The following is a 25,042-nucleotide window of genomic DNA, read 5'->3' as shown; positions in this document are numbered from 1 at the left end:
AAGGAAAGTCATGTTAGGTATAGATCTTGGTTCGAATACTTTAAGAGCAGTACAAATGGATGAAAAATTAAATAAATTAAAAGAATATGAATTTGTTATTGGGGCAGCGAAAAATCTAAATCAAAGTGGAGAAATTTCTAAAGAAGCCATACAAAGATTAAAAAATGCTTTGAGTATTTTAGCTAAAGAGCAAGATTTAAGCAAAGCAAGAGCTGTAGCGACTGCAGCTTTTAGAAAGGCAAGTAATACAAATGAAATTTTTGCCCATTTAAAAGAAGAATTTGGGATTGATTTTAAGCTTATAGATGCCAAAAGTGAAGCTAAGATCAGTGTTTTGGGTATGCAATCAGGTTTAAGAAGGCTTAAAATTTGGGGAGAGTTTGCGTATTGTGATTTAGGAGGGGCTTCTTGTGAGCTTTCTTTTAGAAAAAGTTTTAAAAGTTTTGATTTTGGTATTATTGGTTTTTATGAAAAAAATTGCCATTCTTATTATAAATCTTGTATTTCTTATAAAAAATTGATAAAAAAATATCCTAAATTTATCATCAATATTAAAGATAAAAAACTTAAAATTCATTTTTTAATTGTAAATCCCTATTTAAAGCATTTAGCTTTTATGGCTTTTGATGAGGTGGCTATGATTAAAAAGGAACTTCGTTCTTTAGGGGCTAAAACGGTGGTTTTAAATTCCGGAGTTCCTACTACACTTAGCGCATTAAAACAAAATATAAGCTATGAAAAGTATGAAGCAACTAGAGTAAATGGTAAAAAACTTTGCCATAAGGATTTTTTAAACTATGCTATTAAACTTTTTCATATGGAAGAAAAAAAGGCCATAAAAGAAGTAGGCACGATGAGAAAAAATTATTTGAGTGCAGGTTGTTTGCTGTTTTATGCTTTGTTTGATAAACATAAACTTCTAGTCATTGATGAGGGTTTAAGGGAGGGAGTTTGTTTGGCAAGTATGAAAAATATAAAATTTTAGTTTTTTTGAAATTCGAAAAAATGAAATTTTTCATCAAAATTAAAAAATAAAATTTTAACTTGAGATAAAAAACTTTCGTAAGTTTTAATGTTTTTATTTTTTGTGTATTCTAATAAATCTTCAAAACCAAAATCCATGAAAGCAAGACTTTGTTTTTTAAAAGCTAAAGGTTTGAAATCATATTCTTTGATGAGTTTTTGAAGATGAGTAAAATTAACATTATAGGTTAGATCGCTTTTGCCGAAAAAATCTTTTAAAGATACTTCAAAAGGGCTAAAAACTTCGTGCTTTTGATAGATTCTTAAGCTAAAATTTTGTGGATTCAAAGTTCCATAGTCAAATCCCGCAAATATAAATCTCTCGCAAGCTTGATCTAAATCTTTAAAAAAATTTTCAAGCTCTAAACTGAGTTCGCCTTTTGTAAGATTTAAAGCTTTGCATTTTGTGATCAAATTTTCATCCATATTTTTAAAAATAAGTTTAAAATTTTCTACAAATGCCAGTTTATCATGATCTATAAGTTCACAAGTAAAACTATCAAAAAGTTCATTGCAAAAGAAAAAAGCGTTCTTAAAATGGCATTCTTTAAGACTATTTTTGTGAGTAAATTCCACTCCTTCTAAGGTCTTTTTCTGTAAATTTTTTAATTTTTCATGCGGTTCTATGATGAAAAAAGAAATTTGAGAAAAAATTTCAGGTCTTAATTCAAGCAAAGCGGCTAAAAAATCACGACTTAAATATCCTTCATTAGCACCTATTTCTACAAGTTCTAAAGGGGGTTGTAAAATTTTTTTATCTATTAAATTTAAAAAATGCTTGGCTAAAAGTGTGCCAAAAAGATTTCCTACGCTCACAGCAGTAAAAAAATCTCCGTTTTTTCCTATACTTACAGCATTTTTATAATAGCTTTCATGTAGCCAAGCGTGGAAAAAGTCACTAAATTTCATTGAAAAATAGCATTAAATTTGGATACAAAATCCAAAGGATCAACTTGTTTGCCTCCAGCTAAAATTCCAAAATGCAAATGCGGCCCACTTACCCTACCACTAGCCCCGCTAAGTCCTATAAGTTCGCCTTTTTTTATCTTTTGTCCTACTTTAACATCGATTTTAGAAAGATGATAGTATTGTGAATAAATTCCAAAACCATGATCAATCACTACCGAATTTCCTGCGAAATAACGATCTTTTGCAATTTTTACTATGCCTGAGTTGGCTGCATAAATAGGCGTTCCTGTGGCGGCTCTAAAATCCGTTCCGCTATGATAACTTGCTACTTTTTCATTAAAAGTTCTTGCTTTGCCAAAATCACTTGTGATAAAAGAATTTAAAGGTATATTAAAAGTACTGTTAAATAAAGCTTTTGGAGTATAAGAACTATAAATCGCATTGGCTTCTTTTAGTTCTTTAGCGATGCGTTCTTGTACGGTTTTTGGCGGAAAAATCTTTTTGTTTTCAACTTGCAATTTTTCACTTTTATAATTACCTTCTAAAGTTTTTATGAAAATTTCTTCTTTTCTATCTTTATAAAATGCTATAAGTTTTGTATTTTGCGGGGGATTTTTGTAAGGTAAGGAAAAAATAGCTAGAATTTTTTCTTGATTTTTAGGATGTGTAAAGGTGGGAATATTTTTATCATTATTTTTCAAAGATAAAAAATCTTTCTTATCTAGTTCCAAAAATAAAGCTTGACCTTTGATGAGTTCTAAATTTTGAGCTCCAAAAAGCCAAAGAGTAAAGCTTAAAAAAAGCCATAAGGCTTTCATAGGCTTAACTCTTTAAGATCGGCGATTTTTAAAAACTCCGCATAAATTTCATAAACCAAAGCTTGGCGATTATTTTTAAGTTTTTTATCTTCAGCATTAATCATCACTTGATTAAAAAACTCATCAATAAAAGGCTTGAGCGCAAAAAGATTTTCAAGTTTTTCCTGTAAAGAGTCGGCTTTAGTTTTTTCTTGAAAAGCTTTGTAAAGTTTGCTTTCTGCTTCTTGAACAAAAAGACTTTCATCAACTTTATGAGAATTTTTAGTGGCGATATTGGCTAGTCTTTTAAAGGTTGCAAAATTTTCATTAAAATTGTCTTTTTTGCTAAGTTTTATAAGAGCATTTACGCTTTGATTGATATGGATAAGATCTGTATTTTGTGAGCTTAAAACTGCTTTTACAAAAGAAGCATTGACTGTATAAAAAGTATAAAGTCTTTCAAAAATAAAATCTTTTAAAATTTGCATATCAAAGCTTTTGTAATGACTTGAAAGTTTTTCTAATAAAATTTGGATATCAAATTCTTTATTTAAATTTAGAGCGATTTTAATGATCCCATTGGCAGCTCTTCTTAAGGCATAAGGATCCTTTGTTCCACTTGGAATTTTTCCTATGCTAAAAAGTCCTATAAGGGCATCAAGCTTGTTTGCAAGGGCTACTATGCTTGAAAATTCTGTACTTGGAAGTGGAGCTTGTTCGGAATTAGGAAGATATTGTTCTTTGATAGCTAAGCAAATTTCATAATCTAAGCCCATTTTTTGCGCATAATAACTTCCCATAATGCCTTGCAAATCAGTAAATTCATAAACCATTTGTGTGGCTAAGTCAGCTTTAGCATATTTTAGTGCTGTGCTGATATTTTCGATTTTATCATTATGAAGCATTTGACATAAAATTTCAGCAATTTTAATCTCTCTTAAACTTTTATCCTGCATTGTGCCTAAACCTTCAAGATAGGTCATTTTGGCAAGTTTTTCAGGTTTTAAGCCATTTTGTAAATCATTTTGATAAAAAAACATTGCATCACTAAGTCTTGCACGCAAAACTCTTTCATTTCCATGTATGATTTTTGAATAATCCTTACATACTGCATTACTTACTACTATAAAATGATTGCTTAAGCCTTTGTCATTAAAAACTGCAAAATAGCGTTGATTTTCTCTCATTGAAGTGATTATTACTTCGCTAGGAATTTCTAAAAATTCTTCTTCAAAACTTCCTAAAAGTGCATTAGGGTATTCTGTGATAGCAACTACTTCAGCTAAAAGTTCTTCATCCTCTCCAATTTGTATATTTTTTTGACTTTCTATGAGTTTAAATTGCTCAAGTATTTTTTCTTTTCTTTTGATTGGATCAAGGATGATATAGTTTTTTTCTAGTAGTTCAAAATATTCTTTTGCATTGTTAAAATCTTGCAAATCATAACTTACGCTTCTGTGAATGAAAGTTTTTTTAGCACTTTTTACCCCATAACTTTGAAAATTAACAAGTTCATCATTTAAAATGCAAGCTATAGAACGGATCGCACGAATGAATTCAAAAGAATTTGCACCCCAGCGCATACTTTTGCCAAAACTAAGACTTTTTAGAAATTTTTCTACCATTTCTCCTAAAATTTTTTGACTTTGCAAACCTTTAATAGCTTTTTGATGGTATAAAACTTCTTTGCCTTTGATTTCTTTAAAAGCGAGTTCATTTTCACTGATCCCTGCTTTTTGCAGGAAGCTTTGTCCTGCAGGAGTTAAAACTCCATCTTTATAGGCGACATTTTTAGGTGCTCCTATAAATTCAGCAAAGCTATCTTCTTGTTTGTCTGCAAAATTTTCATGAAAAAAAACTAAACGACGCGGAGTATAATAAAATTTAAAATCACTTACCATGCGGTATTCTTCTAAAACATTTTTCCATTTTTTTTCTATATTAGCTAATTCTTTTAGCAAAGGAATAGCAGGTAATTCTTCTGTGCCAATTTCTATTAATAATTCACTCATAATTTACTCTTTTTAAAATTTGTTTCTAATTTTAACTAAAATTTCATTAAAAAACTTATAAATACTTTTCTAAAAAGCCTTTAAGTTCACTAGCGTTGCTAAATTCATTTTCTTTTAAATCTTTTTGATACCATTTGGCATGAAAATAAGGCAAATTAGCATTTTTAGCACATTCTTTATCTTTTTGACTATCCCCTATAAAAACGCTTGTTTTATATGGTGCCTCACTTTTTAAAAGCTCTAGCATCATAGGATGAGGTTTGGGTTCTATGCCTAAACTTACGCCTAAAATTTTATCAAAATAAGGAATGATTTGATGTTTTTTAAGTATGTTTGAAAGTGAGCTTTGCGGGGCGTTAGTGGCAATAGCTAAAAAACAATTTTTGCTTTTTAAAAATTCTAAAAGTTCCTTCACTCCTTCAAAAAGCACCACGCTTTGTTCATAGTGTTTGACAAAATATTTTTCATAGCCTTCTTTAAAACTAGAATGATGGAAATTTTCTATATTATAAAGTTCTTTTGCCCAGTCAATATTGGGAGTATTGATGGTTTGCATAATGATTTCTCTTGAAAGTGGGGCTAGGTTTAAATCCTGCCTTATTTCATTGACTGCATAAGAAATGGCATTTGCGCTATCTATTAAAGTTCCATCCATATCAAAAAATACATTAATCATTCATAATCCTTTAAATAATTTTTATGTTTTTCTTTTTTCTCACCTTGTTTTTTTTGCTTATCTAAAGCATTGGCAAGATTTAAAAGCTCGCTTTTTTCTTTGGAAAAATCTAAACAAGCATTGACAAAAAATTCAAGATTTTTTGCATAGGTTGAGTTAAGATTTACCGCGGGATTTTTTTTAAAAAATTTAGCATTTTTTAACATTCTTTCTTCAAATTTAGTTTTATCAAAATCTTCTTTTTTAAGCGCAGATATGGCGCCATTGAAAAATTTTTCAAGATTTCTTAGGTATTTTACGCGTAAGGCTTTTTCTTCATTTTTTGTCAAAATTCTTCCTTAGGTATTTTTATGAATGCGGCATTCTAGTGCTTCTTGAACTAAATTTCTAGCGATTACTTTTTCAGAGCGAATGATGCGTATATTTTCATCTATGCTAGAAAAAAGCATCTTTTTCAAAGTTCCATTTACATGAATGATAGTGTCTATAGGTTTTGGATAATTAGCTAGCACTTGACATAAAATTTCAAGTTTAGCTTCATTTGTAACTGTGATAATAGCTACGGCACATTCTTCTATATTGGCAATTTTTAAGGTTTCTTCTTGAGCAGCATTGGCAAAAACGACATTTTCACCCCGACTAACTCCAAGTTCTACTAAATTTAAATCACTTTCTAAAACAAGATAAGGTACACCTGTGTTTTTGATTTTTTGTACGACTTCTTGTCCTAAGCGTCCGTAGCCAAAAACAACAAGATGATTTTTAAGCTTGATATTGCTGTCAATATTTTGCACAGCGTTGGTATTAAGTGCTATATCTTCTACAACATTGGTAATTTTTCTTATATTGTTTAAAATAAAAGGCGTGATAATCATGGTTAAGATAGAAACAACAATTAAAATTTGTGAAGTTTTGATATCAAGCATATTTTTTGCTTGTAAAAGAGAAAAAATTGCTAGGGCGAATTCGCCAATTTGTGCTATGGCAAAAGCTGTTTTAAGCGCTACTCTTTTTTTAGTGTAAAGAAATAAAAAGCCAAAAACTATGCCAAATTTTAAAGCCATTACAAGAAGGGTTAAAACTATGATTAAAAACCAATTTTGCGCCACTACATCAAGTTGAATTTGCATGCCTACAGTTATGAAAAAAAGCCCTAAAAGCAAATCTCTAAATGGGATTAAGTCCGCTTCTATTTTGTGTTTATATTTTGTTTCTGCTATCAAAGCACCTGCTATAAAAGCACCCAAAGAATAAGAAAATCCAAAATAATTTGCTAAAAAACTTGCTCCAATAACCATAAATAAAACAGTACTAATAAAAATTTCCTGAGAAGAGGTGTGGATAATGAGTCTAAAAATTCTATCCACTAGATATTTACCTATGAAAAATAATAAAGTGATTAAAATAAGTGCTGAAATTAAAGTGGTAAAAAGGAGTTTTTCTATGTTTTGATTGTTGGATGAAAAAATATCTACAAGTAAAAGCAAAGGAATAACGGCTATATCTTGAAAAAGCAAAATTCCCAATGCTTTTCTGCCATATTGCTCATTTATATCGCCATTATCATTTAAAATTTTAAGCACCACTGCGGTTGAAGAAAGCGCTAGTGCAAAGCCTACTATGGTAGCGCTTTTATCTCCAAGTCCTAAAATTCCTATAGCAAGTAGCATAAAAACAAAGCCACAAGTAAGCATCTGCAAAGAGCCGTTTAAAAAAACTTCTTGTTTCATTGCCATTAAATGCTTAAAAGAAAATTCAAGCCCTATGGTAAACATTAAAAACACTATACCAAATTCGGCTATATGGGTGATTTCGCCTTTGCCACTTAAATGATAAATTTCAGAAATGATTTCTCCAGCAGCTATATATCCAATGATAGTTGGAATTTCAAATTTTTTAAATATGACATTTAAAACTATAGCTATAGCAACGGTGATTAAAAAAATTTCTAAAAAATTATCCATTATTTTTTATTTTTTCTCATAAAAAATCAAATCAAAGCTATTTTTATGCTTAACAACGGCTTTGCTAGCCGCTTCTTTATCTTGTTGTTTGCTTAATTCTAAGCGTAGTTCATCAATTAAATTTTCAAATTCGTGAAGTTGGTTTTTCAATTTTAAGATAACATCTACTCCAGCAAGATTGATTCCCATGTCTCTTGTTAAACGCAATATAAGTTTAATGCGGTCAATATCCCTTTGAGAATAAAGTCTTATTTTGCCATCGGTTCTACTTGGCTCTATCAATCCTTCTCTTTCGTATTGCCTTAAGGTTTGTGGATGTATGCTTAAAACTTTAGCCACAACACTGATTAAATATACAGGTTCATCATAATGGTGTTCCATATTTTATTCCTTTCTTTAAGGTAATTTTTCTTTTAAGAGTTCTATAAATTTTTCATCAAGGGTATCTAAATTTGGCAAAACAACATTTAAAATCAAATACATATCCCCATAAATATCACTTTTTCTATTTTGCACCCCATAACCTTTTAAACGAATTTTTTGGTTATTTTTTGAATTAGGCGTTATGTTAATTGTCGCTTCTTCCTTGCCTTCTTTGAGTGTTTTTATATTTATTTTTCCACCAAAAAGTGCAGTTTTTAAAGAAATATCAACCTTTTGATATAAATCATCATCTTCTCTTGTGTAAATAGGACTTTCTTCTATTTTTACAATAATGATTAAATCGCCTCTAGCTCCATTTCTGCTTTGTTTTCCTTTAGAGCGAATTCTTAGTTTCTCGCCTTCTTTTATACCGTGTGGAATTTTAAATTTAATGGTTTCGCCTTGAAAATTAAAACTATGTTCCCCGCCTTTAACAGCTTTTTCGAAAGGAATGTGAAGCTCTAGATTGCTGTCTAAATTTTCTTCTTCAAAACCTCCAAATCCTCCAAAACCACTGCTAAAGCCTTTTGAAGAAAAGCCGTTAAAACCCCCTCTTGAGCGTCCACCAAAGCCTCCTCCAAAGAGATCTTTTAAAATATCGTCTAAATTTACCCCACCAGCATTTCTTGAAAAATCATGAAAACTTTGTCCACCAAACATAGAATCGCCGTATTGGTCATACTGAGCTCGTTTTTTTTCGTCACTTAAAATTTCATAAGCAGCATTAATTTCTTTAAATTTTTCTTCCGCACCTTTTTCTTTGTTGATATCAGGATGATATTTTCTAGCTAGGCGACGGTAAGCTTTTTTTATTTCATCTGCACTAGCGTTTTTACTAACTCCAAGAGTTTCGTATAAACTATTCATGTTATATTTCCTTAAAAATTTTACTTGATTATATAAAGGATTAAATTATAACATAAACTTTAGCCTAAGTCAATCAAGTTTTATAAATTTTTATCACTCAAGGTTTTATTTACAATTTTGTAAATTTTCGGTTTTATACTATGAAGACAGTAAAATATTTTACGAGATAATTTATCTTTAAGAACAAAAAGGAAATGAAATGAAAAAGATTTTTTTATCATTAAGTTTAGCAAGTGCTTTATTTGCTGTAAGTATTAATTTTAACGAATCGACTACAACGGCTAATCGTGTGAATCCTGCTGCTGGAAATGCAGTGCTTTCTTATCATGATTCTATTAAAGATGCAAAAAAATCAGTGGTTAATATTTCCACCTCAAAAACTATTACAAGAGCGAATCGTCCAAGTCCTCTGGATGATTTTTTTAATGATCCTTATTTTAAACAATTTTTTGATTTTGATTTTCCTCAAAGAAAAGGAAAAAATGATAAAGAAGTGGTGAGTTCTTTGGGATCAGGGGTGATTATTTCAAAAGATGGTTATATAGTAACAAATAATCACGTTGTAGATGATGCTGATACGATTACAGTGAATTTACCAGGAAGCGATACAGAATATAAAGCAAAACTTATAGGTAAAGATTCAAAAACAGATTTGGCTGTTATAAAAATAGAGGCTAATAATCTTTCAGCTATTACTTTTACAAATTCTGATGATTTAATGGAAGGAGATGTTGTTTTTGCACTTGGAAATCCTTTTGGAGTCGGTTTTAGTGTTACAAGTGGAATAATATCTGCTTTAAACAAAGACAATATAGGTTTAAATCAATATGAAAATTTTATACAAACAGATGCTTCTATCAATCCAGGAAATTCAGGTGGAGCTTTGGTGGATAGTCGTGGATATTTAGTAGGTATTAATTCAGCTATTCTTTCTCGTGGCGGTGGAAATAACGGCATAGGTTTTGCTATACCTTCAAATATGGTTAAAGATATAGCTAAAAAACTTATTGAAAAAGGCAAGATCGATAGAGGATTTTTAGGTGTGACTATTTCAGCTTTGCAAGGTGATACTAAAAAAGCTTACAAAAATCAAGAAGGAGCTTTAATCACTGATGTTCAAAAAGGTTCAAGTGCTGATGAAGCAGGGCTTAAGCGTGGAGATTTAGTTACTAAAGTTAATGATAAGATTATAAAAAGTCCTATTGATCTTAAAAATTATATAGGAACTTTAGAGATTGGTCAAAAAATTTCATTAAGTTACGAAAGAGATGGAGAAAATAAGCAAGCAAGTTTTACTCTTAAAGGTGAAAAAGAAAATCCTAAAGGCGTACAAAGTGATCTGATTGATGGTTTGAGTTTGAGAAATTTAGATCCAAGACTTAAGGATCGTTTGCAAATTCCAAAAGATGTTAATGGTGTTTTGGTTGATAGTGTTAAAGAAAAGAGCAAAGGAAAAAATTCTGGTTTCCAAGAGGGTGATATTATCATAGGTATTGGACAAAGTGAAATTAAAAATTTAAAAGATTTAGAACAAGCTTTAAAACAAGTTAATAAAAAAGAATTTACCAAAGTTTGGGTATATCGCAATGGTTTTGCGACTTTGCTTGTGCTTAAATAAAAATAACGGAAGGATTTTCCTTTCGTTATAAATTTTAGTTTAAAATTAAAATTAAGTTTAAAATAAAGGAAAACTATGACAAATATTCTTATGATAGAAGACGATTTAGAATTAGCAGAAATTACAGCTGAATATTTGGAAAAATTTGATATGAAAGTTGATATAGCTCATGAGCCTTATATAGGCCTTTCTAAGCTCGCATTAAAAGAGTATCAGCTTATCATTTTAGACCTTTCTTTGCCAGGACTTGATGGGCTTGAAGTGTGTGAAGAGATTCGTAAAAAGTATGATACGCCTATTATTATTTCAAGTGCAAGACATGATATTACAGATAAGGTTAATGCTTTAGAGCTTGGAGCAGATGATTACCTACCAAAACCTTATAATCCAAAAGAATTACAAGCACGTATTAAAAGTCATTTAAGACGTATTTCAAATACAAAAAGTGCCATAGCAAAAAGTGTAAAAGATCTTGTTTATGATCAATATAAGCATATTATTACCATGAAAGGACAAGAGCTTACTTTAACTAATGCTGAATTTGATATTTTAAGCTATTTGATTAAAAAAGAGGGTGGAGTGGTAAGTCGTGAAGAGCTTGTTTATAATTGTTCTTCTATTAGTGAGGATTCTAGCAATAAAAGTATAGACGTTATTATCAGTAGAATTCGTCAAAAGATGGGAGATGATCCAAAAACTCCAAAATATATTCACTCTATACGTGGAATAGGTTATAAGCTTACTCAATGAATAAATCTTCGATTTTTTATACTATAACTTTTATTTTTATTTTTGCTGGGGTTAGTGTTATACTTGGCTTTTTGTGGCTTATAGAATACGATCAGCAAAATTATACTAGAGAATTAAATACAAAATATTCTTTGATAGCTAATGCAAGGCTCTTAAATTTTGCAGGAGTTATCAGTGAAAAAGAATTTGAAGAGCAGACAAAAAATTATAATAAAATGGATGAGATAACAGAAGCAAAGCAGATCCGTAAAATTCTTTTTAGAGGTGATGTTTTAGCTAGGGTTGAGGTTAATAATGGCTTAATCGAGATTATTTCTTATAATAGACAGGTGTATTTAAATATTATTTATGATGGAAAGGTTTATCTTTATAAGGATCAAGATTATCAAACCTATAGGTATTTTATTATCAAAGCCATAGCTGTAGCTGTGATTTGTATTCTTGTATTGCTTTATATTTATATATTTAAAAAATTAAAACCACTTAAAAGACTTAAAAAACAAATTGATAAATTTGCCCAAGGAAAGCTTAATGATATAGAAGATGTAAGCACTGGGGTGGATGAAATTTCACAAGTAAGTGAAGCTTTTTATCAAGCCATTGTTCAAATTCGAAAGCTAAACCAATCTCGTCAGTTTTTTTTAAGAAATATTATGCATGAACTCAAAACTCCTATTACTAAGGGGCTTTTAACTTTAGAAATGATAGAAGATAATAAATATAAAGAGCGCTTAAATGGGGTTTTTACTAGACTTGAAATTTTAATTAATGAATTTGCTGCTATTGAGCAAATTACTTCAGGGGCTGCTTTTATAAATAGAAAAAAATACAATATTTTAGATGTTTTAGATGAAGCCAAAGAAATTGCAATGCGAGATGATAGCAATATACGTATTTTTATGGAAGAAAGTTTTTTTGTAAATGTGGATTTTAAACTTTTTACTACGGCGATTAAAAATATGATAGATAATGGTATTAAACATTCTGAAGATGGGTTTGTGCAAATTGATATTATAGATGATTATATTTGTTTCAAAAATCGTGGTCCTGAGCTTAACAATACTTTAGAATACTATACTCAAGCTTTTACTCAAGGATCAAAACAAAAATCAAGTTTTGGATTAGGGCTTTATATTGTAAATACTATTTTAGAAACACATGGAATGAAGCTTGATTATTTATATGAAGATGGGGTAAATTTGTTTTATTTTAGAAATTTAAAAAGTGTTATTGTTAAGGAGTAAATTAATTTTTTTACATAAAAAATGCATTTTTGTGTAAAAACCCTTGACAAAGTTTTTTAATTTCACTATAATCACATTTTACTTTTAAATGTTCCGGATTAGCTCAGCGGTAGAGTAGTCGGCTGTTAACCGATTGGTCGTAGGTTCGAATCCTACATCCGGAGCCACTTTTTTAACTCCATTTTTAATATTCATAAATGTATTTTAATATAAAAATTAATAAGTCTTTATCACAAAAAAAATTGTGATAAAGTTTTTTATTTTGTTTGTTTAAGATTTTTGACAATTTTATCTATTTTTTTACTTGCCTTTTGATAATCCCCATCTTTAAGTTCTTCTAAAGCTTCAATAGCAAAATCAAAATCACCAAGTTCGTTATCGTTAGAATCTTCTTGGAGATTTTTGACAATTTTATCTATTTTTTTACTTGCCTTTTGATAATCCCCATCTTTAAGTTCTTCTAGGGCATTAACAGCAAAAGAAAAATCTTCAACTTCATTAAGATAAGCTTCTATGGCTTCTTTTACTATGGCTGATTTTGGTTTAGAAAGATTTTTACTTAAATTATCCAAACGCTCCTTAAGCTCTAAAGGCATTCTAAAAGAATAAGTTTTTACATTGCGTTTCATTTTATCCTCCTTAAGAATGTTTTTTGTAAAATTTTATAGCTTGTTTACAAGTTTTACAAGTAAATTTATGACCTTGTAATTCTATTTTTTGATGAATGCTATAAGGAACATCGTGAATTTTACCAGGACAATTACAGGTATAAAGATAAAATTGTGGATGCTCATTATCTTCATCTTCTGCTGCTTCAAAGCTAACATCGCCACCATCATCTGTAGACAAAGAAGAACTTCTCCATTTTTCAACTTTCATGTCTTCATATAGTATGTGTTCTAAAAGCCACTTTTTAGCCACTATATAAAGTTTTTCTTTAAGATCATTGGTTGATTTGATATCTTTGATTAAGTTAATCATGGTTTGGATGATTTCTTTATGTATTTTTCGATGTTCTTCTAAATTTGGATAGCCTATTAGCTGCATGTATTTTTCTTCATCATTAAAGTGATCTTTCATATAATTAAAAAATTCAGCCAAAAGTTCTTTGACTTCATTTTTACTTACAGATCTATCTGATACAACTTCAACTTTTGCAGCAAGTTCAAAAAGCTTTTTATGTTGTTCATCAATTTTAGCATTGTGCACACTATAGCTGTTATCCCATTTTGGAAGCATTTTAACTCCTTAAGGAAAAATTTATTTGTATAAAAGGATTATAGATAAAAATAAATTAAATAAAAATGAAATTTTATTAAATAATTGATAAGAAATTTGATACAATGATATATATTTAAGAGATTTGAACTTAGAAAGATTTAAATTATGGCTGCTAAAATTTTACTTTTAGAAGATGATTTGAGCTTGAGTGAGATCATTGAAGAGTTTTTAAACGATGAAGGATATGAAGTATTTTTATGCGATAATGCACAAGAAGCTTTAGATATGGCTTATGAAAGATATTTTGATCTTTGGATTTTAGATGTAAAAGTTCCTTTAGGAGATGGATTTTCATTGCTTAAAGAATTAAGAAAAAGCGGAAAGCAAACCCCAGCAATTTTCATGACTTCTTTAAACACAACAAATGATTTAAAACAAGGCTTTGATGCAGGTTGTGATGATTATATAAAAAAACCTTTTGAACTTGCCGAGTTATCTATCAGGGTTAAAGCTTTGCTTAAAAGAGCTTTTTCACATAAAAATGAAGATTTTGAAGATTTAGGAGATGGATTTAGATTTGAATTTACTACACAAATTCTTTACCATAATAATAAAGCCTTGACTTTACCGAGTAAAGAAATTAAGCTTTTGTCTTTATTACTTAAAAATAAAAACAACTTTTTAAGCACAGAGAGAATTTTTGAAGAACTCTGGGATTATGATGAGGAGCCTAGTGAGTTAAGTTTAAGGGCTTATGTGAAAAATTTACGTAAAATTTTAGGAAAAGAAAAAATTATAAATCAAAGAGGCAGGGGATATTGCTATGGCTAAAAAAGTCATTAGGCAAATTTTATTAATCTACTTAACAACTACAGGTATTTTTTTAACTATTTTTTTTGCATTATGGTATCAAAAATTATATGAAGAATTAGTTGTTTTAAAGGGTGCCACTTTGAGAGAAAATCATAGAAATATTGTTATAAGTATCTTAAATTCTCGCTTTACTCCTATAGATATAAGTGCAAAAAATATTGCTCAAAGCACAGCACTAAAATTTGCTATATTTGATGCTAAAAAGATTGTTTTTAGTAATATAGATTTTGATTTAAGAAAGGCAAAGATAGAGCTTAAAGGTAGAGGTATTTGTGATAATAAGGTTTTTTTCCTTGCTCCTATGAGTGCAGATCATTATTTTTTAAGACATGCTAGCAATGAAGAAGTAAATACTAACGATGGTTTGCAAATTTTAATACAGGGTGAAGATGTTGGCAAAGATCTTTTTTGGATTAGAACGAAAGTTTTTGGTTTTGCTATTATGGCTTTTTGCATATTGGGCTTAATATCTTATATTTTAGTAAAAATTGCTCTAAAGCCTTTAGAGGATAAAATCAGCACACTAAATCGTTTCATTAAAGATTCAACCCATGAACTCAATACCCCATTAAGTGTTATTTTGATGAGTATAGAACAACTTGAGCATCAAAATTTAGGAGATAATGCTAAATTTACAAGGATTAAGCTTGCTGCAAAAAGTTTGTCTCAAGTGTATTCTGATCTTGTTTTTTATAATTTCCCTAATACCTTAGAAACAGAAAAACAAAAATTTGATTTAAGAATACTACTTGAAGAAAGATTGGAATATTTTAAAGTATTTTTTGAGCAAAAAAAAATTACACTAAAGCTTGATTTAAATCAAGCAAATATTTTTGCTCCTAAAAGTCAAATTTCTAAATTGATTGATAATCTTATAAGCAATGCTATTAAATACAATAAAAAAGGTGGAGTAATTTCTATAATTTTAAAAGCCAATTTTTTAAGTATTGCGGATACAGGTTGTGGAATTTCAAAGTCAAATTTAAATCATATTTTTGATAGGTATACAAGATTTAATACCGATCAAGGAGGATTTGGTATAGGGCTTTCTTTGGTAAAAAAAGTTTGTGATGATAATGATATTAAGATTATTTGTGAATCTGTAGAAAATCAAGGGAGTGTTTTTAAATTAAATTGGTAATCAGCAAGGAAAATCCTTGCTGATAAGAGGTTAGAGCAGATATTACATCATTCCGCCCATGCCACCCATTCCTCCCATACCGCTCATATCTGGCATAGCAGGTTTATCTTCTTTAATTTCACTAATTGTTGCTTCTGTGGTTAAAAGCATACTAGCTACAGAAACTGCATTGAGTAAAGCTACTCTTTCTACTTTAACAGGATCGATAATTCCACTTTCAAGCATATTAACATATTCACCTTTTGCAGCATCAAAGCCTGTATTTTCATCTTTAGCATTTTCTACGCTATTTACAACCACACCTGCATCAAAGCCTGCATTTTCAGCAATTTGTCTTAAAGGTGCTCTTAAAGCTCTTTCAACGATAGCTGCACCGATTGCTTCATCACCTTGTAGATCAAGTTTGATTTTAGCTTTTGCTTTGATAAGCGCTGCACCACCACCAATTACTATACCTTCTTCAACTGCTGCTTTAGTAGCACTTAAAGCATCATCAACGCGATCTTTTTTCTCTTTCATTTCAGTTTCAGTTGCTGCACCTACTTTAATAACTGCAACACCGCCACTTAATTTTGCAAGTCTTTCTTGTAATTTTTCTCTATCATAATCTGAAGTTGTTTCAGCAATTTGTGCTTTGATTTGATTTACCCTTGCATCAATATTTGCTTTTTCACCTGCGCCATTTACTATGGTTGTATTGTCTTTATCGATGATTACGCTAGAAGCTTGTCCAAGATCTTGTATGGTCGCACTTTCAAGAGTTCTTCCAAGTTCTTCAGAAATCACTTCTCCGCCTGTTAAAATCGCTATATCTTCAAGCATAGCTTTTCTTCTATCGCCAAAACCTGGAGCTTTTACGGCTGAAATATTAAGAACACCGCGAAGTTTATTTACAACCAAAGTTGCAAGTGCTTCACCTTCAATATCTTCAGCGATAATTAAAAGTGGTTTGCCTGTTTTTTGAATTTGTTCTAAAACCGGTAATAAATCTTTTAAATTTGCAATTTTTTTATCAAAAAGCAAGATATAAGGGCTTGAAAGCTCTACTGTCATTTTTTCTGCATTAGTGATAAAATAAGGGCTTAAATAACCTCTATCAAATTGCATACCTTCAACTACATTTAATTCATCATTGATTGATTTTGCCTCTTCAACAGTGATAACACCATCTTTGCCCACTTTTTCCATAGCATCAGCGATTAAATTTCCGATTTTTTCATCAGAATTGGCTGAGATTGTAGCAACTTGTGCAATTTCTTTTTTATCTTTTACTTCGCGAGAAAGTTTTTTAAGTTCGCCTACTATAGCTTCGCAAGCTTTATCCATGCCACGTTTTACTTCAATAGGATTTGCACCTGCTGTGATATTTCTTAAACCTTCTTTAAAAATCGCATGAGCTAAAACCGTTGCAGTAGTTGTTCCATCGCCTGCTTGATCAGCTGTTTTGCTTGCTACTTCTCTTACAAGTGAAGCACCCATATTTTCAAGACTATCTTTAAGCTCTACTTCTTTAGCAACACTTACGCCATCTTTAGTAATGCTTGGAGCACCAAAGCTTTTTTGGATTAAAACATTGCGTCCTCTTGGCCCCATAGTTACTTTTACCGCGTCATTAAGTTTTTTAACGCCCTCATAAAGTTTATTTCTTGCTTCATCTGAAAAAATAATTTCTTTTGCCATTTTTTATCCTTTTTTATAAATTATTTTAAAATTCCTAAGATATCATCTAAGTTTAAAACTAAATATTCATTATTATCAAGTTTAATTTCTGTTCCACCGTATTTAGCAAACACGATTTTATCACCATTTGCAATATCAGTGATTTCTTTACTTACTGCTACTACTTCACCCATTAAAGGCTTTTCTTTAGCATTATCTGGTATAATTATACCTGAGGCTGTTGTTTTAGTTTCTTCTACGCGTTTAACTAGAACACGCTTTCCTAAAGGTTGAAAATTCATTTTTGTCCATCCTTAAAAATATTGATTTTAGCACTCTTTTATTTAGAGTGATAATATCATACTATAAAAAATGAATTTTGTCAATACTTTAAATTAAAATATTTATAAAAGTTTAGTTTTATAGACTAAAGTTATTTTATAAAATAAACTAAAGGATAAAAATGAAAAAGATTTTTTATGGAGTTATAGCTTTTGTTGTTGTGCTTTTGATTGCTATTTATACCATACTTTTCACAAGTTTTGGTAATAATATAGTGGCAAATATAGTGCAAAAAAAGATCAAAGAAAGTGCGGGATTAGATGTAAATATCACGCATTTTAATTTACGTTTTTCAAGCCTTGAATTGCAAGCAAATATCGCAAATATGGCAGATTTTAATCTTCAGGGAGCTTTGAGTCCTTTTAAGCTTGGATTTGATCTTGACTATCTTATTTCTTTAAAGCAAAATTATGCTAAAAATTTAGGTTTAAATTTAAATCAAAACCTTTCTTTTGGCGGTAAAATTCAAGGTAAAGCAAGTGATTTTACTTTAGATGGAAAGGGCTATTTGTTAGGTTCAAATGTGCTTTTAAATGCAAGAATGTATAATTACAGCCCTATTGCTTTAAATTTAGATGCGCAAAATCTTAAGATAGAAGAAATACTTCATCTTTTATCTTACCCTAGTTATGCTAAAGGTTTTTTAAATGCTCAAGCAAAAATTTCAGCACAGAATTTAAAACCTGATGGAAATATCATCATAAAACTTGATACAAGTTATATAAACTATGAGGCGATAAAAAAAGATTTTTCTTTAGACTTGCCTTTAAATTCTAATCCTAAAGCAGAAATTTTGGCCAATGTTAAAGAAGATAAGATTTATGCTGTAAGTAAAATTTACAATGATTATCTTAACTTACAAACCCAAAAAACTCTTTATGATATTAGCAAGAATGCTTTAAGTACTGATTTTAATTTAAGTATTCCTTCTCTTGTAAAGCTTGAAAAACTTACAAAAACTAGACTAAATGGTAGTTTGGGTGTGATAGGTCAAACAAGTGTTGTAAATAATGCCTTATCAAGTTTAAATGCTCAAGTTATCGGACTTGGTGGAGAGGTAAAGGCAAGTTTGAAAAATAATAAAATTTTTGCAGATATTAATGAAGTAAGTTTGGAAAAATTATTAGCTCTTGCAGGATATGGAGCTTTGGTTTCTGGAAATTTAAATGCTAAACTTCTAAATGCAGATTTGGATTTTTCTAATTTTGATCTTGAAGCAAAAATAAACAATGCAAAGATTAACACCAATGAGCTTAAAAAAATAGCTAAAATAGAGCTTCCAAATACAATTTTTAGTTTTGATGCTAAAGCAAATGCAAAAAATAGCAATATTGCTTACAATGCTTTGCTTGCTTCAAATTTGCTTAATATCAAAAAACTTCAAGGAACTTATAATTTAAAAAATAGTGAGTTAAATACAGATTTAAATGCTTTTATTGATGACTTATCTCAGTTTAGTGCTATAGCAGGACAAAAATTACAAGGTAAGGCAGATCTTACTGCAAAAGCTCATATTATAGGCACTCAAATACAAAATTTAAATGCAAATGCAAATTTGGCAGATGGTGTAATCAAGGCTGATTCAAATGGCAAAAAACTTGATTTAAACATTGATAAACTTGATTTATCTAAACTTTTTGTTATAGCAGGTATGCCAAATTATGCCAGTGGGATTGTTAATGCAAAAATTAATTTAGATAATATCGATTTTAATAACCTTAATGGTAAAGCAAATTTAGAAGCTAAAGGTATTTTAAATGCTACAACTTTAAGTAAAATTTTAAATAAAAATTTTCCAAACAATACAAGTTATGATTTAAATACCAAAATTAATTTTAAAAACAATATCGCTCAATTTGATTCTGTTTTAAATTCATCTTTAGCTGATCTTACAAAACTACAAGGAAGTTTTGATATAAGCAAAATGCTTTTAAATTCGGATTTTAATCTAAAGATAAATGATTTTTCAAAACTAGGCTTTTTGTTGGATAGAAAACTTAAAGGTAAGGCAGAATTTAATGGAAAGGTAGGTTTTGATAAGAATTTAAATTTTGTTGTAAATAGTCCAAATTTATTTGAAGGGAGGCTTCAAAGCACACTTAAAGATAACCTTTTGCTTGCTGATTTAAATGGAGTGGATTTAAGTAGCCTAGCTCAAGGTTTAGATTTTATGGATGTTTATCAAGGTAAGGCAGATGTGAAGGCAAATTACAATCTTTTAAGCGAAGAAGGAGAGGTTAATTTGGATATAAAAGAGGGTAAATTAAAACCAAATCTTATTACCAATGCTTTAAAAATTTTAACACTAAAAGATATTACCAATGATGTTTATCGCACTGCTAATGCTAAAGCTTTGATTAAAAAAGAAAATATCAAACTTGATCTTAATATGCAAGCAGATCGTTCTTATATTTTAATACAATCAGGAGCTTTAAATTCTAAAAGCGGAGCTTTAAATTTGCCTTTTGATATTAAACTCGATAGAGCCAATTTTAAAGGAAGTATTACAGGAACTACGGAAAATCTTAAAGTGAATTTAAATGCAGGAAGTGTGTTAAATTCTATTAAAAATGTAGTAGGTGGCGGTGTGAGTGATGGTGCTAAAAGTACGGGCGATAAAGTTGATAAAGCGGTGAATAAATTATTAAATAAGATTTTTTAAGGTAAAAAATGTTTAATGGACTCATAAGAGAAATTGCTAAAGTTCAATCTTATCAAAACAATACTTTAAGCTTAAAAGCAAAATATCGCCCAAATCTTGGCGATAGCATAGCCGTAAATGGAGCTTGTTTAAGTGTAACAAAACTTTATGAGGGAGGTTTTGAAGTGGAACTTTCTCGTGAAAGTCGCACTCATGTAGCTATAGAAAATTTAAAAGATAAAGTTCATATAGAACCTGCTTTAAGATATGGCGATAGAATTGATGGACATCTTATGCAAGGACATATTGATTTTATCGGCATACTTGAAAAGATTCAAAAAGATGAAAATGGAGTGGATTTTCATATATCTTTACCTAAAGAAGCTATGAAATTTATGGTAGAAAAAGGAAGTATAGGCGTTGATGGAGTAAGCCTTACTATCAATGAAATTTTAAAAAATGGTATTAGGCTTACTATTATTCCTATTACTTTTAAAGAAACGCTTTTTAAAGACTATCAAGTAGGTAGAAAAATCAACATAGAAAGCGATTTACTTGCTCGTTATATTTATGCGCAATTACAAGGTAAAAACAAAGGATTATCATGGGAAGAAGTGGAAAGAATTTCTTATCTTTATTAGAAAATAATAAAGTCGGTATTTTTTGTGCTTTTGATAAGGATTATAATGTTTTTAGGGCTAAAATTCATAATGAGAATTTATTTTCTCATTTAGGTTTTAAAGATATTGAAAAATGTGTTTTTATGGATCAAATTCACTCTCATAAAGTTATTATTTATGATGAAAATTTAAAAAATCTCAGTTGTGATGGACTTATAAGTAAAGAAAAAAATACTGCTCTTTGTGTTTTAAGCGCGGATTGTTTGCCTTTAATTTTATATCATGAAAGTGGCATTATAGCAGCTTTACATTCAGGTAGAAAAGGAAGCTTTGAAAATATCCTAAAAGAATGCGTTGATCAAATTGCTATGCAAAATTCACATTTAGATAAGAATAAATTTCATCTTTTTATCCTGCCTGGAATTTGTGCTAAAAATTATGAAATAGATGGAGAAATTTTAGAATTTGCTAAAAAAGAATTTAAAGAATTTGTTCAAGATGATAAACTTGATTTAAAAGCTTTAGTAAAATTTCAAGCGCAAAATTTAGGCATTGAAAATATTAAAGATTGTGGAATTTGTAGTTTTGATGATGAGAGTTTTTTTTCTTATCGTCGTGATAAAACGCCTAAGCGTTTTGTGAGTGTGGTTTATTTAAAGGATTAAAATGTATGAAAGAAAAGATTTAAGAGTGTTAAAAATCATTCAAAAAGCTAGAGAATTTGGCGATGGAGATTTGTTAAATGAAGCTTTGGTAAAACAATTGATTGATGCAGATTTTTGTGAAATTAATGAAAAAGAAAAAGAAGAGCTTACAACTCTTCTAAATTCTTTAATCAATGCAAAAGATAAAGCGTTGTTGAGTAATTAAAATTCTATATAGTTTTCAAAATCTTCTTCTTTTGGAGGATTAGGTTGATTCGAGGCTAGGGCTTCTTTAACAACCTGCTCGTATCCAGCTATGATATGTTTAAAATTCTCTTTTGCTTTTCCACTAAGTTCTGATTTGGCGATTTTTACAACAGATGCAGGATTTATAGCTTTATTATTTAAATATACTCCAAAATGCAAATGAGGACCTGTGCTCATACCTGTTGAACCAACATATGCAATTACTTGTCCTTGATTTACCTTTTGTCCGTTTTTAATTTTTGCAAAACGACTAAGATGAGCATATAAAGTCATATAACCTGAGTCATGCTTGATTTGAATTACATTTCCATAACCACCTTTTGTGCCTATAAAGGTTACTACTCCTTTGCCAGCACTTTTTACAGGAGTTCCAGTAGGTGCAGCATAGTCTATACCAAGATGGGCGCGATAGCGTTTTAATATAGGATGATATCTTGCTGTTGTAAAAGGAGAGGAAATTCTAGTGTAGTTCACAGGTTTTGTAAGTAAAAAAGATTCTAATTCTTTGCCATCGCGATCATAGAATATATCATTATAAGAAAAGACTTCTCTAGCGCTTTTATTGATTTCTACCATTGCCATTTTTATATTTATATCGCCCCAAAGTTTACCCATGCGTCTTTTTTGTTCATAATATAGGGTTACTTCATCACCTTTTTGGATATTGCGAAAATTTATACTTCCTCGAAAAGCACGAACCATAGCACGAGCTAAAGTACTGCTACCACTTTCTTCATAGACATCTTGATAAGCAGAGCTTTTAATGGTTAAATGTAAAATTCTATCTTCTTTTTGATAAGATACAGGAGTAAAAGCAAGAGTGTATTGTCCATCTTTATCTTTATAGATATGAATTTGTAAATCATCGCTAATTGGAATTAAAACTTGTTCTATGTTGTTGTTTTCATCTTTTAAAACTTGATATTTTATTTTATAAGCTATATCAGAAGCAAGTTCTTGATCTTCTCTATCAAGTCCATAATAAAGCGACATAGGTATGGAATTTCTTTGTAAGAATTTAAGCAAGGTATCTCCATTATCCCAAGTTAACTCTTCAACACTTAAAGCTGCAAAACTTTGAACAACAAAAATAAATAAAAGCAATAATTTTTTCATGAGATAACCTTAATTTTTAAAAGAATTTTGAAATTTGAAAGCTATATTTTACTTTATTTTTCTTACAATTGCTTAACAAAAAAGGATTATAATTCTATAAATTTTTATTTAAGGAGCAAATTTGTTTAAAACTATAGTGTGTTTTTTAGCTTTAAACCTTAGCCTCTTTGCGGTTGGATTTGATTTAAAACCTATAAAAAGTGAACTTGTAAAAGTTGATGATATTTATGGTTATATTAAAGATAGTGATGATATAAAACTTTATTCAAGTGGCGTAGTAGTACAACATTTTAGCAATTCGCAAAGTATCATCGCTAGAGCAAGTGTTATAGATAAAAAAAATGGTTTGGCAAAATTAGAATTTAGCGTTTTTTCAGCTCTTAAGCAAGATGCTTTGCCTTTACCAAATGTTTTACCTAAAGTAGGTGATGAGGTTGTTTTAAATTTTCTTTATGATAGAGGATTGGTAATTGCTCCTGATGAACAAACTTATAATGAACTTGTTAGAGAATTTCCGCAGATATATTTTACCCATATTGACATTTTTGGAGCACAATTAATTAGAACGGCCACTCTTTCTCCTAAGCGTTCAGATTTTAGGCAATTTTGTGATGATAATGCGGTTGGTATTTTGGTTGTAGCTTTGGAAAATCAAGCAGAAGTTGTGGATTGTCAAGATTTTAATAAGCTTTATGAAGTGCCTATAAGCAAGCCAACTAGCGTTCAGGTTCCTTTTTATTCTCGTATAGGTGGATATAAAAGTAATTTTTTTGATTTTAACTCTCAAGAAATAGGAAATTATTATAGATATTATGATGCTTTGATTAATCTTCCTAAGGTGCAATAAACATGAAAAAAGAATTTGAACAATATTTTAAACGATTTTTAGGAGAAGAAAACGCTTATTTTGATGAAATTCACAAAAGAGCTTATAGCTATGATGCGACAAAAAAACATTATTTACCCGATGGGGTTCTTTTTCCAAGAAATGAAGAAGATATTGCTCAAATTTTAAAATTTTGCAATGAAAATAATATCATAGTCATACCACGAGGCTCAGGATCTGGTTTTACAGGAGGAGCTTTAGCTGTTAATGGCGGTGTGGTGCTTGCTTTTGAAAAGCATATGAATAAAATTTTAGAAATTGATCTTGAAAATTTAGTGGCTGTTGTGCAACCTGGGGTTATTAATATACATTTACAAAAAGAAGTAGCCAAATACGGGCTGTTTTATCCACCTGACCCTGCTAGCATGGAGTATTCTAGCTTAGGGGGTAATGTAAGCGAAAATGCTGGGGGAATGAGAGCTGCAAAATATGGCATTACAAAAGATTATGTGATGGCTTTAAGGGCTGTTTTGCCCAGCGGAGAAATCATTCGTGCAGGAAAACGCACTATTAAAGATGTAGCAGGTTATAATTTGGCAGGAATTTTAATCGCTAGTGAAGGTTCTTTAGCAGTTTTAAGTGAGCTTACTTTAAAATTAATACCTTTACCTAAATTCAAAAAAACTGCTTTTGCTATTTTTCCAAGTGTAAAAAGTGCTATGAATGCGGTTTATAAAAGCCTTGCTAGCGGTGTAAGTCCTGTATCTATGGAATTTTTAGACAATCTTAGCATTAGAGCGGTTGAGAGCAAATTTAATAAAGGTTTGCCTATAGAAGCTGGAGCTATTTTGATTGCTGATGTGGATGGTAATGTTAAAGAGGCTATTGATGAGGATTTGAGAAATTTAGAACATTATTTTTTAGAAGCTGGAGCTAGTGAATTTAAAATAGCAAAAGACGAACAAGAAGCCGCAGATATTTGGTTTGCTAGAAGAAATTGTTCTCAAAGCATTGCCATGTATGGAACTTTAAAACTTAATGAAGATATTACAGTTCCGCGTTCTAAACTACCTGCCTTGCTTGAAGGTATAGATGAAATTTCTAAAAAATATGGTTTTAAAATCCCTTGTTTTGGGCATACAGGGGATGGAAATGTGCATACTAATGTTATGGTTCCTGATAAAAATGATAAAGAGCAGGTGAAAAAAGGCTATGAAGCTGTGGAAGAAATTTTTAAATTAACAGTGAAACTTGGAGGAACTTTAAGCGGAGAGCATGGCATAGGACTTTCTAAAGCACCTTTTATGAATTTAGCTTTTTCTGAAGCCGAAATGAATTTAATGAGAAATATTAAAAAAGCTTTTGATCCAAATAATATACTAAATCCTTTTAAAATGGGACTTTAGAAG

24 protein-coding genes, 1 tRNA gene and 1 pseudogene are annotated in these 25,042 nt (G+C 30.0%); 13 read left to right on the top strand and 13 right to left on the bottom strand.

The window, feature by feature from the left end; translation table 11 throughout:
- Positions 1-10 precede the first annotated feature (10 nt).
- The gene (locus ELQ05_RS01285) at positions 11-985 is read left to right on the top strand and encodes an exopolyphosphatase (protein ID WP_096703108.1); all 975 of its coding nucleotides are present in this window, start codon (positions 11-13) and stop codon (positions 983-985) included.
- Here the strand turns inward: ELQ05_RS01285 and ELQ05_RS01280 are convergent.
- The 8 genes from ELQ05_RS01280 to ELQ05_RS01245 are packed head-to-tail and all read right to left on the bottom strand — an operon-like array spanning position 982 to position 8,671.
- Positions 982-1,932 (bottom strand): SAM-dependent methyltransferase, encoded by a 951-nt coding sequence (locus tag ELQ05_RS01280; protein WP_070317005.1) that lies wholly within the window; start codon positions 1,930-1,932, stop codon positions 982-984. The genes ELQ05_RS01285 and ELQ05_RS01280 overlap by 4 nt on opposite strands.
- Complete coding sequence (locus ELQ05_RS01275; RefSeq protein WP_096703110.1) at positions 1,929-2,750, bottom strand: M23 family metallopeptidase; 822 nt, start codon at positions 2,748-2,750, stop codon at positions 1,929-1,931. Before ELQ05_RS01275 ends, ELQ05_RS01280 begins: the two co-directional genes overlap by 4 nt.
- A complete protein-coding gene (glyS, locus tag ELQ05_RS01270) occupies positions 2,747-4,741 on the bottom strand; it encodes a glycine--tRNA ligase subunit beta (RefSeq protein WP_134224578.1) in 1,995 nt (664 codons plus the stop codon). Before glyS ends, ELQ05_RS01275 begins: the two co-directional genes overlap by 4 nt.
- Positions 4,742-4,796: 55 nt before the next feature.
- On the bottom strand, positions 4,797-5,417 hold the full coding sequence (locus ELQ05_RS01265) for an HAD family hydrolase (protein ID WP_096703114.1): 621 nt from the start codon (positions 5,415-5,417) through the stop codon (positions 4,797-4,799).
- Positions 5,414-5,746, bottom strand: coding sequence for a hypothetical protein (locus tag ELQ05_RS01260; protein WP_011049906.1), 333 nt, complete (start codon positions 5,744-5,746; stop codon positions 5,414-5,416). The genes ELQ05_RS01265 and ELQ05_RS01260 overlap by 4 nt, the downstream gene beginning before the upstream one ends.
- 9 nt (positions 5,747-5,755) lie before the next feature.
- Positions 5,756-7,381 (bottom strand): cation:proton antiporter, encoded by a 1,626-nt coding sequence (locus ELQ05_RS01255; protein ID WP_002859297.1) that lies wholly within the window; start codon positions 7,379-7,381, stop codon positions 5,756-5,758.
- A 6-nt stretch (positions 7,382-7,387) separates the two neighbouring features.
- A complete protein-coding gene (gene hspR, locus ELQ05_RS01250) occupies positions 7,388-7,762 on the bottom strand; it encodes a heat shock transcriptional regulator HspR (RefSeq protein WP_002861924.1) in 375 nt (124 codons plus the stop codon).
- Positions 7,763-7,777: 15 nt separating this feature from the next.
- Positions 7,778-8,671 (bottom strand): DnaJ family protein, encoded by an 894-nt coding sequence (locus ELQ05_RS01245; RefSeq protein WP_002876803.1) that lies wholly within the window; start codon positions 8,669-8,671, stop codon positions 7,778-7,780.
- A 199-nt stretch (positions 8,672-8,870) separates the two neighbouring features.
- On the opposite strand from ELQ05_RS01245, the gene htrA reads away from it, so the two are divergent.
- The 4 genes from htrA (at position 8,871) to ELQ05_RS01225 (ending at position 12,450) form a co-directional block, all read left to right on the top strand.
- Positions 8,871-10,289, top strand: a complete 1,419-nt coding sequence (htrA, locus tag ELQ05_RS01240) for a serine protease HtrA (protein ID WP_070317010.1) — start codon at positions 8,871-8,873, stop codon at positions 10,287-10,289.
- A 75-nt stretch (positions 10,290-10,364) separates the two neighbouring features.
- Positions 10,365-11,039 carry a response regulator transcription factor gene (locus ELQ05_RS01235; RefSeq protein WP_002777451.1) on the top strand — a complete coding sequence of 225 codons (675 nt, stop codon included), beginning with the start codon at positions 10,365-10,367 and terminating at the stop codon, positions 11,037-11,039.
- Positions 11,036-12,283: an ArsS family sensor histidine kinase gene (locus ELQ05_RS01230; RefSeq protein WP_002853920.1), complete on the top strand. Its 1,248-nt coding sequence runs from the start codon at positions 11,036-11,038 to the stop codon at positions 12,281-12,283. The genes ELQ05_RS01235 and ELQ05_RS01230 overlap by 4 nt, the downstream gene beginning before the upstream one ends.
- A 92-nt stretch (positions 12,284-12,375) precedes the next feature.
- Positions 12,376-12,450 (top strand) — tRNA-Asn (locus ELQ05_RS01225).
- A 222-nt stretch (positions 12,451-12,672) separates the two neighbouring features.
- On the opposite strand, the pseudogene ELQ05_RS08350 reads toward ELQ05_RS01225, so the two are convergent.
- Both ELQ05_RS08350 and ELQ05_RS01215 read right to left on the bottom strand, forming a co-directional pair.
- Positions 12,673-12,912, bottom strand: a pseudogene (locus ELQ05_RS08350) (ribbon-helix-helix domain-containing protein); the annotation flags it as partial.
- A 10-nt stretch (positions 12,913-12,922) separates the two neighbouring features.
- Positions 12,923-13,522 (bottom strand): bacteriohemerythrin, encoded by a 600-nt coding sequence (locus tag ELQ05_RS01215; RefSeq protein ID WP_002866222.1) that lies wholly within the window; start codon positions 13,520-13,522, stop codon positions 12,923-12,925.
- Between the two features lie 147 nt (positions 13,523-13,669).
- Here ELQ05_RS01215 and dccR point away from each other — a divergent pair, with 147 nt between their 5' ends.
- Together dccR and dccS are read left to right on the top strand one after the other, a co-directional pair.
- Entirely contained in the window at positions 13,670-14,335 is a 666-nt protein-coding gene (dccR, locus tag ELQ05_RS01210; RefSeq protein WP_002853205.1) for a two-component system response regulator DccR, read from the top strand.
- On the top strand, positions 14,328-15,518 hold the full coding sequence (gene dccS, locus ELQ05_RS01205; protein ID WP_002887839.1) for a two-component system sensor histidine kinase DccS: 1,191 nt from the start codon (positions 14,328-14,330) through the stop codon (positions 15,516-15,518). The genes dccR and dccS overlap by 8 nt, the downstream gene beginning before the upstream one ends.
- Positions 15,519-15,560: 42 nt before the next feature.
- Here the strand turns inward: dccS and groL are convergent, their stop codons facing one another.
- Both groL and groES read right to left on the bottom strand, forming a co-directional pair.
- The gene (gene groL / locus ELQ05_RS01200) at positions 15,561-17,198 is read right to left on the bottom strand and encodes a chaperonin GroEL (RefSeq protein WP_002853460.1); all 1,638 of its coding nucleotides are present in this window, start codon (positions 17,196-17,198) and stop codon (positions 15,561-15,563) included.
- Positions 17,199-17,218: 20 nt separating this feature from the next.
- A complete protein-coding gene (gene groES, locus ELQ05_RS01195) occupies positions 17,219-17,479 on the bottom strand; it encodes a co-chaperone GroES (RefSeq protein ID WP_002825273.1) in 261 nt (86 codons plus the stop codon).
- A gap of 161 nt (positions 17,480-17,640) precedes the next feature.
- Here groES and ELQ05_RS01190 point away from each other — a divergent pair, with 161 nt between their 5' ends.
- From ELQ05_RS01190 to ELQ05_RS01175, 4 genes are read left to right on the top strand one after another with little or no spacing between them, the layout of a single operon-like run.
- The gene (locus tag ELQ05_RS01190) at positions 17,641-20,181 is read left to right on the top strand and encodes a hypothetical protein (RefSeq protein WP_134239857.1); all 2,541 of its coding nucleotides are present in this window, start codon (positions 17,641-17,643) and stop codon (positions 20,179-20,181) included.
- An 8-nt stretch (positions 20,182-20,189) separates the two neighbouring features.
- A complete protein-coding gene (gene ribE / locus ELQ05_RS01185) occupies positions 20,190-20,801 on the top strand; it encodes a riboflavin synthase (RefSeq protein WP_088303489.1) in 612 nt (203 codons plus the stop codon).
- On the top strand, positions 20,765-21,445 hold the full coding sequence (locus ELQ05_RS01180) for a polyphenol oxidase family protein (RefSeq protein WP_070317013.1): 681 nt from the start codon (positions 20,765-20,767) through the stop codon (positions 21,443-21,445). Before ribE ends, ELQ05_RS01180 begins: the two co-directional genes overlap by 37 nt.
- A gap of 1 nt (position 21,446) precedes the next feature.
- The gene (locus ELQ05_RS01175; RefSeq protein WP_070295705.1) at positions 21,447-21,650 is read left to right on the top strand and encodes a hypothetical protein; all 204 of its coding nucleotides are present in this window, start codon (positions 21,447-21,449) and stop codon (positions 21,648-21,650) included.
- Here the strand turns inward: ELQ05_RS01175 and ELQ05_RS01170 are convergent.
- Positions 21,647-22,807: a M23 family metallopeptidase gene (locus ELQ05_RS01170; RefSeq protein WP_002852845.1), complete on the bottom strand. Its 1,161-nt coding sequence runs from the start codon at positions 22,805-22,807 to the stop codon at positions 21,647-21,649. The two genes, ELQ05_RS01175 and ELQ05_RS01170, sit on opposite strands and share 4 nt — an antisense overlap.
- 121 nt (positions 22,808-22,928) lie before the next feature.
- Here ELQ05_RS01170 and ELQ05_RS01165 point away from each other — a divergent pair, with 121 nt between their 5' ends.
- Both ELQ05_RS01165 and ELQ05_RS01160 read left to right on the top strand, forming a co-directional pair.
- Positions 22,929-23,654 carry a plasminogen-binding N-terminal domain-containing protein gene (locus ELQ05_RS01165; protein WP_002853792.1) on the top strand — a complete coding sequence of 242 codons (726 nt, stop codon included), beginning with the start codon at positions 22,929-22,931 and terminating at the stop codon, positions 23,652-23,654.
- Between the two features lie 2 nt (positions 23,655-23,656).
- Positions 23,657-25,039 carry an FAD-linked oxidase C-terminal domain-containing protein gene (locus ELQ05_RS01160; RefSeq protein WP_002937828.1) on the top strand — a complete coding sequence of 461 codons (1,383 nt, stop codon included), beginning with the start codon at positions 23,657-23,659 and terminating at the stop codon, positions 25,037-25,039.
- Positions 25,040-25,042: the final 3 nt, after the last annotated feature.

The sequence above is a fragment of the Campylobacter sp. US53 genome (assembly GCF_004378995.1).
Lineage (GTDB): Bacteria > Campylobacterota > Campylobacteria > Campylobacterales > Campylobacteraceae > Campylobacter_D > Campylobacter_D jejuni.
Note: the sequence above shows the minus strand (reverse complement) of the source record. Positions and strands in the feature narration are given on the sequence as shown.